The sequence below is a fragment of the Vibrio sp. S457-15 genome, assembly GCF_000960545.1.
In the GTDB taxonomy this organism is placed as follows: domain Bacteria; phylum Pseudomonadota; class Gammaproteobacteria; order Enterobacterales; family Vibrionaceae; genus Vibrio; species Vibrio parahaemolyticus.
In genome coordinates this window covers 187244-199898 of sequence record NZ_JYOQ01000174.1, presented here as the reverse complement: position 1 = coordinate 199898, position 12655 = coordinate 187244, and the positions used below count along the sequence as shown (strand labels likewise).

Below are 12655 nucleotides of genomic sequence, written 5' to 3'. Positions count from 1 at the left end.
GGTGCAAGCAAAAAACGTCACGTTTGATTTGATGAATACGTACTTTGGTTGTGTGGTTTAGACTAATGCTTAATCAAGGTCGTAAACGGTGTAACCTTTATTTTGTAGGCATTTGCGTAGCACGAGAGCTTGTGTTTTTGTGGAATCATTCGCGCCACCTAAAGCGCCTGCACCAGCACCGACTGCACTGCCAGCTACTGCACCAACTGCTGCACCGCCAATACCATCTTCAAGAGCACCAGCCGCGGCACCGATTAATGCGCCAGTCATTGCACCATTGGTTGCATCAGATTTAGCGGCTTCTGTTTTGTCGACTTTTTCTGCGTAACCTTGGCAGTAGGCAAAATCTTGTTCGTATTGCGCTTGGTCAACATTCGTCATGTCTACAACAGGCTTTTGGTTGTATGCACATGCTGCAAGTGAGGAAGAAAGGACAACGAGTAAAAGTGGTTTATACATGGGGTGAATCCATTATCTCTGTGAATTGATGGATTAAATGTACACTGTTTTATTACTTGTCTCTGTCTATGGATTGTATCGAAATGTCGTCTTATGTAATAAGAGCGGATGAGGAAGAAGATAGCGCAGAAACTAAGCGAACTGCGCTTTAACTTTTATCGTTGTTCGCCCGTTATTTAGGCAGAGATACGGTGAAGCAGGCGCCACCAAGAGGACTGTGCGAAATAGAAACATCGCCGCGTTGCAATTCCATAATTTGTCTTACGATGGCAAGTCCTAAACCAAAGCCGCTGGTGCTTTTATTACGAGATTTGTCGGCGCTGTAAAATGCCTCAAACAGGTGAGGCCAGTCTTTTTCATCAATACCGTTTCCATCGTCATGAATACTTATCATGCAGTGTTCTTCATCTTCGGTCACTTCTAACATGATTTGGCTATCGGCATAACGCATGGCATTGCGAAGTAGGTTGTCTAACGCGCGCTTGAGCAGTTTGGGGTCGGTCTTAATTTGGGCTTCTTTGCAATCCGTATCTTTAACGGTGATTGGCAATGGCGTCTCTTGCTGCCATTTGTCTTTTAGGTCAAAAAGCAGGGAGTTCAGCTCAAGACTTTCGGTCCGAAGCTCTGTTTCTGGGCGTTCCATTTTCGCGTAGTAAAGGAGTTCTTCGACCATTTCTTCCATCTCATCAATGTCTTCAACGATGCTATTTACGTACTTTGTCTGTTGTTCATTTAGAGAAGAGTCGGCGAGTAAATCAGCCTGCCATTGCAAGCGAAAAATTGGTGTGCGTAGCTCGTGAGCAACCGCATTGGTGAGCATTTTATTGCTGGTAATGAGTCGAGAGACTTTATCGGCCATGTTATTGAAGCTTTTGTTCAATGTGCCAACCGATTTGGCGCTGGCTGTGCTTGCGCGCGCTTTGAAATTACCAGACGCAAATTCGACGGTGACTCTTTCTAGTTCACGAATTCTGCGGCTTAAAAACCAGATCAGCAAAACACAGTAAAGCGCGAAACCAGCGATGAAGAATATCCACACCATGTTGTCGTCGAAATTGACGGCTTGAATGATAGGACTATTCGGGTTATCGCTAATTTTGAAAAAGGGAGTGCTCTCGTCGAAGCGAAACCAAAAATCCCGTTCATCATCAAAGGCGATGTTAGCGGTAGGATCTTCATCGAACACTTCCTTCACCTCAGGAGGGAGCTCATCCATGGTGTGAGGTTGCAACAATCGATGGCTTGCCGAGGCAAACTTTTCTAGCTCGCTTTTGGTGTATTCAAGCCCTTTTTCTTCATAGATAGGGGAGAGTAAATCGTAGAAAGCTTGCGAACTGTGTTCTTGAAGTAGGTAGTCATAATCAGTATTGAGCTCATACACGATGAGCTCATAGCCTTTCAGACTGGCGAGAAAAAGAATGATCAGACCTAAAAAGCTCTCTAGATATATCCTTCTCATTTATGCGTTCCATGCATCCGGCATTAGTAGGTAGCCTTTGCCGCGTACCGTAATGATTTTTTGAGGTGAGCAAGACGCGTCACCCAATTTCTTTCTAAGCGTTACAATGCGGTTGTCAATGGTTCTATCTGTACCGTCGTACTCAATCCCACGTAACGTTTTGGTGAGCCATTCACGCGACAAGGTTTTCTCGGCATGAGTGGCGAGTACCCACAGCAAGTCAAACTCACCGTCGGTTAATGCGACAGGCTGTTGGTTCATAGTGCAGGATTTACGTAGTCGGTTTAAACACAACACGCCGATTTGTAAGCCGTTTTCTGGCGCTGGAGCGGCGCTTTCTTTCCTGCGCAATAACATACGGATACGAGCAAGTAACACGCGCGGTTTGATAGGTTTCGTGACAAAGTCATCGGCACCAATTTCAAGCGCAGCGACGTGATCAAAATCGTCATCGCTTGCGGTAAGCATCAGAACTTTGCCTTTGTAACATTCGCGGATTTGACGACAAACGCTCAAACCGTCTTGGCCCGGCAGCATCAAATCTAACAAAACCAAATCGGGTTGAGTGTCTAAAATGGCGTTCGGCGCGTCGGTGCCGTTATCAATACAGCGGACGTCGAAGCCTTGTTCTACAAAGTACTCACCGAGCATATCTTGTAGTTTTGGATCGTCTTCGACAATGATAAGGGATGGCTTGATTTCTTGTTCGTTCATGTAAGTGATGTGTGCTGTATTTGATATCACTGAAAGTTAAACAAATTTGCGACTTATTTCAAATAAAGCTTGTAAAGAATAAGGTTATCCGATGAGTTAATAATATAAAAAAAGCAAACGTTTTGATGTAGAACAAATCGTTTGCTTAGTATATGGGAAATTAAGTTGTCACCAGATTATGGTTGCTGCTTGGTAGGCGCGAGCGCAATTTCTCGGATACAGACATTTTGTGGTTGTTGGTAAGCGAACATTACTGCACGCGCGACATCGTCTGCGGCGAGTACACCACCCATATCCACTTTCCAAGCATCGTATCCATCTTTAATGTCTTGGGAGGTGGTGTGAGAAAGCAGTTCCGTCTCTACTGCGCCCGGTGCAATAGTTGTAACACGCACATTTGATGCGGCCACTTCTTCGCGCACATTTTCTGAAATTGCATGAACTGCGAACTTCGTACCACAATATGCCGCGTGGTCAGGGAACGTCTTTTTACCTGCAATAGAGCTGATGTTGATTATTGTGCCACTATTGCGCGCTTTCATTGATGCAAGTACGGAGTGCATACCATTAAGCAAACCAAGCACGTTAACGTCGAACATACGCTTCCATTCAGCGGCGTCCTGCGTGTCGATCTGACCAAGCAACATTACACCCGCATTGTTGACTAGCACGTCAGCTGGACCAAATTGAGCTTCTGCTTTTTCAATCGCTGTTATCAAACTCGCTTGGTCAGTGACATCGACTTTTTCACATAAGGTGTTTGGTAAATTGAGTGCTTCTAAACGTTCTACGCGACGAGCCACAAGAAGGAGAGGGTGGCCTTCTTCACTAAAACGACGTGCGATAGCTTCACCAATACCTGAACTTGCACCAGTAATAACAACCAGTTTTTTCATTTGTTACTTCCTCAGTTTTCGTTAAAAGCAGCGGTCTGCTGCGATGAACTCATACTAAGGAAATAACTTTTGTTGATATATATCACTTTAGGTAAAACACTGTTGTTAAATAGCAACAATAATTACTGCTTGAGTTTGTCTTATTGGTAGGAAAAAGGCGCAACTCGTGCGCCTTAAGTGAGAGGAATGTATTTTTACTACGGTGAAGTCCGCACTATCAACCCATCAAAGTTACCACTTATTCAACGGTGCAAACAACGCTGTTGTCGCTACCAAAGCCATTTGGAACGTAAGCATCTGCTTGAGGATCGTTCTCCCATTCAACTTCATCGAGGAGATAACGAAATTGGATGTGTTGCTCTTTGGGTAGACGTGTTTTGAACTTAAATTGGCCACTTTTTTTCACCAGTTTCATTGGCTCTGGTTGCCAGTCATTAAAATCTCCAGCGATTTTAATGGACTCCCATTGGTTTTTATCGAGTTCAAAAGTGACTTCAACTTCATCTTTAGTTTTGAAAAATCTCTTTTTAAGCATGAATCTTTCCTTGTTAGTACAAAAACTGCTCTAACTATTACTCGTGTTTCATAAGTATTTCAAGCGTTATCGGATTCATGCTGGTATAGCTCGTGAAATAACCGTGTACTCTTCGTGCTTCAAACTTGTATGAATATGATCTTTCTGTATGATGAAAATCAGTGTGTTGTGAAGAAATTGATATGTTGAAGTTGAATCGTACATTGATGACTACTCTGGTTTGTTTGGTGGCTATGCTGCTAACCAGTGTTTCATCGAGCGTTCAAGCATCGACAGCATCAATAGAAGCACAAAGCTTTCCCATGCAGCAAACTGCACTTCAAGAAAAACTCGGCGTAAATACAGATTGTGTTGAGCCGCACCACAAAGAACACATGATGGAAAAAGGGCAAAAGTCGCACACCAGTTGCAGCTCTTCTTGCATTGTGAAAATTCCCACGACTTTGTCGCAAAATGACTTGATGCTACTGCCTTATAGCTTGGCGCTTATTGATAAGCCTCCTACTGAAAAAGCCGTGGTTGTGATTTATAAGCCTTACCGACCTCCGATTGTTTGATTTCTTCTTTATTTATCTCCAGCACTAGCTGGCTCTTAGCTATATTTAAAACGGCACTGTTGTGCCCGAAGGAAAACAAACAATGAAGAAATTACTTGCACTATGCAGCACACTTTTACTGGCTTTCAGCGCTCACGCTGCTCAATTTGAAGAAGGTAAACACTACAAAGTGTTGGACGTTGAGAAAGCGACTAAACCAACCGTTACAGAGTTTTTTTCGTTTTACTGCCCACACTGTTATAAGTTTGAATCTGTGATTGAAAACTTAAAACCGGCTTTGCCAAAAGAAGCACGCTTTGAAAAAGTGCACGTGGCGTTTATGGGCGCAGACATGGCAGTGCCAATGGCAAAATCCTACGCAACCATGGTATCGCTAGGCGTTGAAGATAAAATGGTGCCTGCGATGTTCGCGCAAATTCATCAAAAGCGCCAAGCACCGAAAAACGAAGACGAGTTAAAGAAAGTCTTCACGGACAACGGTGTCGATGGCAACAAATTTGACGCGGCGTACAGCAGCTTTGCGGTTAGTTCGATGCAAAAGCGTTTCGATAAGCAGTTCAAAGAGAGCACTCTGACCGGCGTTCCTGGCGTCGTTGTGAATAACAAGTATATCGTTATTCCTAATGAAGTCCGTAGCTATGCCGAGTACAGCGAATTGGTGAACTATCTGCTAACGCTATAAATTAAAAGAAATGAAAAATGGCGGCCAAGTGGTCGCCATTTTTTTTGAATTCGTTATCTCAGTACGGTTGTACAAGCTTGAGTTGGTAAGCTAGTCATGAATATCGCGTGCGGATAAAACAAGCTAGCAACGGTGATAGCGACATTGCACGGTTGTGCGATGGTGTTTTTCACTACATTGGTGAGAACAATGCCCGTGTTGTTTACTGTTTGAGTGGCAGCTTGTTGCGCTTGGTAAGAAACGCAGCCAGAAGTCGCATTGATAATTGCAGTACTAAACAGTAGTTTGCGGAAAAACATATTCATATCCTTTGTGAATGTTTACGGACATATATATGTAGGTTTGCGCTACTTTAAAACAAAACGGTGTTCAAAATGTATGTGTATTCACGAAATGAACAATGTTTTATATGGGTTGATTGGTTTTGTGATCTGAGTACTGGACAGACCAGATTATGCAATCAAAACCAATCCATGCATCAAAATGACGCCACAGGTGAGCTTATTCCTCATGCCTTGATAGCCTTTGGGATCAACTTCCAGTTCGACATTCCGTATCAGCTTTTCTGCATACCAAACGGCCGCGTATCCGGTTGCGAGCAACAATATTGCTGCGATGTAATGCGTATTCCCTTGTAACAAGGCACCCCACGCAAGCAAAACAAACAAATTACTGAGAACTAGGATATTACGGCTCAAGCGGTGGTAGTAATGGTCGATACCATTTCCCCAGAGCACTCCCGATAGAAAACTCAAGATAACGGCGCTGTAGGCAATAAAAAATTGTTGGCCGCTTAGGTTAAATAAGGTGGTGTCAGACACGATAAGCAGCAAGCTGAACAGAAAAGGCACTAAGCCCAAGTACCCAAGGCGTAACATGGTTAAACGTGTCGTGACCATAACAGCGCTCCTACAGTTGTTGCTCAATCATATTAGTAAGCGTAGTACTCGTCGGAGAGGTTGAGCTTGGAAATGTGGCGATGACTTTGCCTTCTTTACTGATGAGAAACTTGTAAAAGTTCCACTTCGGAGTCACACCGGCTTGAGTGCTGATTTCAGAAAAGACAGGGTTGGCATCGTTGCCCAATACAGAGCTTCGAGCCATCATAGGGAACGTCACGCCGTAGTCGAGATAGCAGATCTTTGCGGTATTTTCTTCGCTTCCTTTGTCTTGTCGAAAATCGTTACTGGGAAAACCGATGACTGCGAAGTTTTTATCTTTGTAAGTTTGGTATAGCGTTTCTAGTTGCTCATATTGAGGTGTAAAACCGCATTGGCTGGCAGTGTTTACGACGAGCAATGTTTTCCCTTTGAATACTTCACAAAGCTCAATTTCTTCTGTTGAATTTAACATGCGCTGTTTGCCTTGCAGAATGTCGGGGCATTCAGACGCAAGAGCAAGCGAACTAATGGAGATAAAGCCAAGGAGTGCGGTGAGTTTCAGTAATCCTTTCATGATGTCGTTCCTTTTGTTTTGAATAAGTATAACTACTCAAACGTAAAGGAAATCGATCAAAAAAGCCGCACAAATGCGCGGCTTCTTTCAGAGCTGGGATTTGATTATGCCAGCTTCAAATCGAACTGATTACGGTACATCACCATGTCTTCAATAGTCAGCACTGGCATGTTGTGCAGGCGACCAAATGCAACGATCTCTGGTGCTTTTGCCATCGTACCATCTGGATTGGTCACTTCACACAGTACGCCAGCAGGTTGAAGCCCTGCCATTTGCATCAGATCAATCGTACCTTCAGTATGACCACGGCGAGTCATTACACCACCTGGACGTGCACGAAGAGGGAATACGTGACCCGGGCGAGCAAGATCTTCAGGTTTCGCATGCGGGTTTGCCGCCGTTTTAATGGTCATCACGCGATCTGCTGCTGAAACCCCCGTTGTTACGCCAACTTTCGCTTCAATAGAAACCGTAAATGCAGTTTGGTTCGCGCTGTTGTTGTTTACCACCATTGGAGGCAGTTCCAGTTTGTCTGCTTGAGCGTCTGTTAAACATAAACAAACGATGCCGCTACATTCGCGGATCATCAACGCCATTTGCTCGTTGGTGAGGTGCTCGACTGAATAAATGATATCGCCTTCGTTTTCGCGATCTTCATCATCAAGAAGAAGTACGCCACGGCCTTCTTTTAGAGCGATAAGTGCGTTTTCAACGCGAGTAATTGGGTCGCCGAATTCGGCAAGTAGTGATGACTGATTCATGGTTAACTCCTAAATATCACCAGAATCAGGGCGGTATGAGAGATCGTCGTAAAATACGATCAAAAAGAAGCGCACCAGCATTCAACGCGATCTTACTCGCGATACTGGTGTATTCTTATTCTCTTTCATCCGGACTATAACCGTCGGCTCTGGCATCTCACCAGATCTGCTGACCTCGACGAATCGAGCGCTCGCGGGCTCACTTGAAAAAGTATACCGCCGGTGGGGAATTTCGCCCCGCCCTGAGAACAATTAAAAATGTGCCACTTCATTCAAGTTGTGAGGAAGTGGAGCTAGGATAGTACTGCGAACTGAATAGCTTGGAAAGTCGATTCCATCTGTATGATGGAAAAGTGTGCTATCGACGGAAATAATCTGTGCGAATAAAGTGATCAATCTGCTGCGGCACGAAGGTGTTGTAAATCAGACTCGTATGCGTTTGCTTCACTTCGATATGATCTTGCATACCGTCCAGTCTTGTCTCTTCTACGGTAACCGTACCGTCCGACATGGTGTTGTCATTACGGATCAACAATGGGCGGGCACCAATCGGCACGGTTCCTGCGATACTGCCTAGTTTTTGCGGAAAAGCCCACGCATCATCATGTTTGTTTAATCCGTGATGTGGTGAATTGCCTAAAATTGCACCCAATCCGAGATCTTGAATCCGACCTACTATGGACGCGCCTTTAAGAGGCGAACCGATAGCGACAACATGAGAGATTAAGCTGGTGGTTGGCTTTCTGTTGGCGAGATAGCGCTTAATCATCAAGCCTCCCAAGCTGTGCCCCACGAGCACGTTTGCGGTCAGTGGATTAAGCGAATGGTCAATAGAATCAAACAGTGAAGACTCATCGATAGCAACAGTGTTATAGCTGAGCACTTGCGTTTCGTATCCGAGTTTTCGCAACTTTTGGCTAAGAGGCTGCATGACCAGTCCATGCATATAAAGACCATGTAAGATGATGATTTTCATAATACCTCCAAGATTTATGACGTCTTAGATATCCTACTCTAATTAACAAGGAACTACTTGTGCTTTGTGGTGCATATTTACGTTTTGCTGCAAAGTTTGATCGGTATAGCAAGCGTATCAGCCCAGTAAATCCTGTACTTGTTGTTGCAATTGATGACGATTTAAAGGAGCTGGGCTTAACACTTCACCGATTACAACATCCACTTTTGACCAAAAACGAGTCGGTCGTTTTGTGAGAGCATGTCCGCCTTTGTGGCTGAAAAAAGAACCCCAAAGCCCTTTTAGTGCCATAGGGATGACAGGAACAGGGTTACGTTCAAGGATTTTTTCCACTCCAGGGCGAAACTCACCCAATTCACCGTTAGACGTTAAACGACCCTCAGGGAAGATACAGACAACCTCACCGTCGTTAAGCGCTTGTTCAATCTGTTCAAATGCTCGACGGTAAGTGTCGGTACACTTACGTGGAGAACAGATCGGGATAACACCGGCATGACGGAAAACATATTTAAGAACAGGCAACTCGCTGATGGATTTGTCCATCACAAAACGAACCGGGCGAGTAGAGGTTCCCATCAAAATCAACGCATCGACATAGCTAACATGGTTAGCCACGATTAACGCAGCACCTTGTTCAGGAATATGTTGGCGCCCCTTTACAGACACACGATACATACAATGGCTGAGTAAATAACTGATAAAGCGTTGTGTAAATTCTGGAACTTGACGATAGACATAGATTGCCACGAAGAAGTTACCTATTGCCATCATGGCAAACAGTTCCACAATAGAAAGCTCTAGTACGCTGAGTACAACGATCGAAACCAAAGCAGACACCACCATAAACAACGCATTCATGATGTTGTTAGCAGCAATGGCACGTGCACATTCCCATTTGTTTGAACGCGATTGGATGAACGCATAAAGAGGAACAATAAAGACACCGCCGCTTACACCAACAAGGAACAGGTCAATCATGACGCGCAGATGTTTGGATTCAGCAACGAAGCTTTGCACATCATAAAAGTGCACCGGAAGTGATGGATAACTTGGGACTGCCCATAGCAAGTCGACGCCAAAGACTGTCAGACCAAGAATACCGAATGGCAAAATACCAAGCTCAACGTGGTTGAAAGAGAGCTTTTCACACAACCAAGAGCCTGTCGCGATACCAATGGAAAACAATGCCAACAGTAGAGAAACGACAGTGCTGTCTGCAAACAAATGTTCACGCGCAAAGTTAGGGAATTGAGTCAGGTAAGTCGCACCCATGAACCAGAACCAACTGATGGCTAGAATAGACATCCAAATGCCTCTCTGTTTTTTTGCCACTTTTAACGTGTTCTTTAAACCAGAAATCGGTTCAAATTTCGCTTTGTCATTCGATTGGCTAGGCATCGTTGGAATGTTCACACTGCTCATAAACCCGAGCAAAGACAAGGCAATCACGACACAAGAAGCAATCAAGGTGCCATTAGGAATAGCTAGCAGCAGGCCTGCGCTAAGCGTACCTATAAGAATCGAAAGGAACGTGCCCATTTCAACCCAAGCATTTCCTTTAACAAGCTCATTTGGTTTGAGCGCTTGTGGTAGCAAGGCGTATTTCACGGGACCAAAATAGGCCGATTGAGTGCCTGTCATAAACAGCAGAACCAGCATCAGCATGGCACTTTGGGTGGCAATAGCGGTTGCTGCGCAAGACATGATAGCCAGCTCGATGAGCTTTAGACGTCGTATTAATTTGGCTTTGTCCATGCTGTCAGCGACGGCACCAGCATGCGCAGAGAATAGAAAGAAAGGTAGGATGAACAAGCCTGCCGCCAAATTAACAAATAGATTAACGGATATTGGTAGGTTATCAATTTGGCTGTAAGTCACCATCAATAACAGAACGTTTTTGTAGATGTTGTCATTGAGTGCGCCAAGACATTGCGTCACAAAGTAAGGAAAAAAGCGTTTTGAGAAAAACATGCTGGCCCCGATTAAACAAAGTCGAATGAGATGGAAGCACTTTATGCTCAATGAACGATTAAACCAGCTTTCTCTTTCAAGTGACGTTGCATGTCACCAAAAGTAACGAAATTCGTTACTTTTACTTCTATTTGTTAATTGAGTTACTACTTGCGAGACTTCTAAGTAGGTTTTCTCTCCCATGGCTCAAACAGAGGGAACGTCCAGCGACGCATCGCAATAATCAGAGAGGTGCCGTGTTTTTCGTCCATATCGAGAGAGCTATCACTTTGGCAAGCCTGATAAAACTCATCGATTACCTTTTGCAGTTTCTGTTGCAGCTTCTTGTTGGTTGGTACGCTCATCAATCCTGTTGCCATGGACAACTGTTCATCTTCACCAGAAAAGTAGCTTTGGAAAAAGGCGTCTTGAACTTGCTGTTGGAAGAACCGTTGAATAGGGCCGCCCATCTGCCACTTAAATGTCGGAGATATACGCAAACGAATTTTGTTATTTGGCTGTAAGTCGATGATGTTCAGACGATCCAAATGAGCAAGCTTTTGCACCAGTTCCAACTCATTGAAGGTGTATTGCTGAACGATTTGTTCAAACTGATAGCCATTTACAACACAGATCGCCACGAGTAGCAGGGCTTTATCGTCAACCAACTGCTTTTCTTGCTCTAACGTTAGCGACTCTAGACCTTTATTGTGCGCAGCCGCGAGCTTAAACAGTTCCGCCATTTCTAAACCAATCAATTGGCAAATTCGTTCTAAGCGCTCAAGGCTAATGTGTTGACCTTCCGCAAGTAAACGTTTGACGCTTCCTTCACTTAAATCAAGGTGTTGTGCAACATCGACATAATGCAGCCCCGCAGACTTTAGCTGGCGTTTAAGTTCTTTAATTAACGTATAGCTTTCAGACATTTATGCGGTCACCTCATCGTGCAACTGTTTCAGGTACGTTTGCATAAAGGCTTTCCGTTTATTGGCTTCAAGTTTTGCAGACTCCGTGTTCATGGTGTCGACAATTTTAAACAACTTGGTTTGGAAATGATCTACGGTGAATTGTTTGTCGTTGAGTTCGCGCTCTTTAGCAAACATGTCGTTATCGTTGTAAAGCTGAGCGTTAAACTGAGTGCTGACTTGAATGCATCGCGTAACACCAATTGCGCCTAAAGCGTCCAGACGATCGGCATCTTGAACGATTTGTGCTTCCAACGTGTTTGGTCTGATGTTAGCGCTAAAACTGTGCGCCTCTATCGCATGTGCGATGGCATCATGGTATTGCTGAGGGTATTGAATACTCTCCAAATACGCGATGGCTTTTTTGGCTGCAATTGCAGAGCTTTGCTTGCGATTTGGATGATCTTTCGGGTAGGTGAAACAGTCATGCAAATAAGCTGCTGGTAACACAATGGCTATGTCTGCATTTTCTTCGTCGCAGAGCTGTTTCGCTGTTTTGACCACGCGTTTTACGTGTTCAATATCATGGGCGGCATCAACTTGCATCTCTTGCTGCATAAATTCCAAAAACAGCGGCTCAAACTGGCTTAATGACGTCATGGTTAATATCTACAACTAAAATGAAGCCAGAAGTATGCCCAACGCTAAGAAGAATTTCCAAATGCGATGGTGTAATTGAGAATTAGCCACCAGATTGTTGAATACCTGAGTGATGTAAAGAAGTGGGATTAAGAGCGCTGTCACTGATTCCATTTGAAATGGTTAATACGTAGTGAAATGACTGAACTTTTCGAAGGTTTCTCTCCAGCCAAGACTATTTCCAACAAACATTTTTATCAGTGTATCTATGAGTTATTAATTTTATAAATATGACTCAGTAGCACAGAAAATTTGGGTTTATAGATTGCATTTTTGAGTGATCTCAATCCCATTTTTATAGTTGTTTAGTGTGGTTTTTGTGATCTTGATCATGATACTTTTGCTTTCAGAGCGATAGGATTCCGCGCAAATGGTGAGTTAACTGAGTCGATGATATGCAGGATTTATATGAGCTAGAGCGTAAACTGGTCGAAAATGGCGCAGATATGAAAGGCTTAAAAGTGGTACCCGCGGTCGTTGATGAAGAAGGGCATGTTGTTTATCTGGGTAATAGTCCATCCATGATCAGAAACATCATTAGTTGTCGAAGACAATTAACGCAACGTACTAAAAAATAGTAAAAGGGTCTGACTAAATAGTCAGACCC

16 protein-coding genes and 1 riboswitch are annotated in these 12655 nt (G+C 44.0%); of the genes, 3 read left to right on the top strand and 13 right to left on the bottom strand.

Annotation, left to right across the window (positions count from 1 at the left end):
- Positions 1-69: 69 nt before the first annotated feature.
- The 5 genes from UF05_RS18235 to UF05_RS18215 form a co-directional block, all read right to left on the bottom strand.
- A complete protein-coding gene (locus tag UF05_RS18235) occupies positions 70-459 on the bottom strand; it encodes a hypothetical protein (protein ID WP_005463395.1) in 390 nt (129 codons plus the stop codon).
- Between the two features lie 172 nt (positions 460-631).
- Positions 632-1918: an ATP-binding protein gene (locus tag UF05_RS18230; RefSeq protein ID WP_031851055.1), complete on the bottom strand. Its 1287-nt coding sequence runs from the start codon at positions 1916-1918 to the stop codon at positions 632-634.
- Positions 1919-2632 (bottom strand): response regulator, encoded by a 714-nt coding sequence (locus UF05_RS18225; RefSeq protein ID WP_005463399.1) that lies wholly within the window; start codon positions 2630-2632, stop codon positions 1919-1921. It lies immediately after the preceding gene.
- 176 nt (positions 2633-2808) lie between these two features.
- Positions 2809-3528 carry an SDR family oxidoreductase gene (locus UF05_RS18220; RefSeq protein ID WP_005485124.1) on the bottom strand — a complete coding sequence of 240 codons (720 nt, stop codon included), beginning with the start codon at positions 3526-3528 and terminating at the stop codon, positions 2809-2811.
- 238 nt (positions 3529-3766) lie between these two features.
- Complete coding sequence (locus tag UF05_RS18215) at positions 3767-4063, bottom strand: isoamylase early set domain-containing protein (RefSeq protein ID WP_005477072.1); 297 nt, start codon at positions 4061-4063, stop codon at positions 3767-3769.
- Positions 4064-4245: 182 nt separating this feature from the next.
- Between UF05_RS18215 and UF05_RS18210 the strand changes: the two genes are divergently transcribed.
- Positions 4246-4620: a hypothetical protein gene (locus UF05_RS18210; RefSeq protein WP_045546232.1), complete on the top strand. Its 375-nt coding sequence runs from the start codon at positions 4246-4248 to the stop codon at positions 4618-4620.
- Between the two features lie 82 nt (positions 4621-4702).
- Positions 4703-5302, top strand: a complete 600-nt coding sequence (locus UF05_RS18205) for a thiol:disulfide interchange protein DsbA/DsbL (protein ID WP_029796084.1) — start codon at positions 4703-4705, stop codon at positions 5300-5302.
- A 53-nt stretch (positions 5303-5355) separates the two neighbouring features.
- Here the strand turns inward: UF05_RS18205 and UF05_RS26380 are convergent, their stop codons facing one another.
- From UF05_RS26380 to UF05_RS18165, 8 genes are all read right to left on the bottom strand, one after another.
- Positions 5356-5601 carry a hypothetical protein gene (locus UF05_RS26380; protein ID WP_045546231.1) on the bottom strand — a complete coding sequence of 82 codons (246 nt, stop codon included), beginning with the start codon at positions 5599-5601 and terminating at the stop codon, positions 5356-5358.
- Between the two features lie 153 nt (positions 5602-5754).
- Positions 5755-6201, bottom strand: coding sequence for a DUF3429 domain-containing protein (locus UF05_RS18195; RefSeq protein ID WP_005477135.1), 447 nt, complete (start codon positions 6199-6201; stop codon positions 5755-5757).
- A gap of 10 nt (positions 6202-6211) precedes the next feature.
- Positions 6212-6757, bottom strand: a complete 546-nt coding sequence (locus tag UF05_RS18190) for a glutathione peroxidase (RefSeq protein ID WP_045546230.1) — start codon at positions 6755-6757, stop codon at positions 6212-6214.
- A 104-nt stretch (positions 6758-6861) separates the two neighbouring features.
- The gene (gene ribB, locus UF05_RS18185; RefSeq protein ID WP_045546229.1) at positions 6862-7518 is read right to left on the bottom strand and encodes a 3,4-dihydroxy-2-butanone-4-phosphate synthase; all 657 of its coding nucleotides are present in this window, start codon (positions 7516-7518) and stop codon (positions 6862-6864) included.
- 113 nt (positions 7519-7631) lie between these two features.
- Positions 7632-7772, bottom strand: a riboswitch (FMN riboswitch).
- Positions 7773-7876: 104 nt separating this feature from the next.
- Complete coding sequence (locus tag UF05_RS18180) at positions 7877-8494, bottom strand: hypothetical protein (protein WP_015313450.1); 618 nt, start codon at positions 8492-8494, stop codon at positions 7877-7879.
- Positions 8495-8611: 117 nt separating this feature from the next.
- Positions 8612-10465 (bottom strand): MFS transporter, encoded by a 1854-nt coding sequence (locus UF05_RS18175; RefSeq protein WP_045546228.1) that lies wholly within the window; start codon positions 10463-10465, stop codon positions 8612-8614.
- A gap of 161 nt (positions 10466-10626) precedes the next feature.
- On the bottom strand, positions 10627-11370 hold the full coding sequence (locus UF05_RS18170; RefSeq protein ID WP_045546227.1) for a helix-turn-helix domain-containing protein: 744 nt from the start codon (positions 11368-11370) through the stop codon (positions 10627-10629).
- A complete protein-coding gene (locus UF05_RS18165; RefSeq protein WP_020841871.1) occupies positions 11371-12009 on the bottom strand; it encodes an HD domain-containing protein in 639 nt (212 codons plus the stop codon).
- 434 nt (positions 12010-12443) lie between these two features.
- On the opposite strand from UF05_RS18165, the gene UF05_RS18160 reads away from it, so the two are divergent.
- The gene (locus UF05_RS18160; protein ID WP_005463425.1) at positions 12444-12626 is read left to right on the top strand and encodes a hypothetical protein; all 183 of its coding nucleotides are present in this window, start codon (positions 12444-12446) and stop codon (positions 12624-12626) included.
- The last annotated feature ends 29 nt before the right edge of the window (positions 12627-12655 follow it).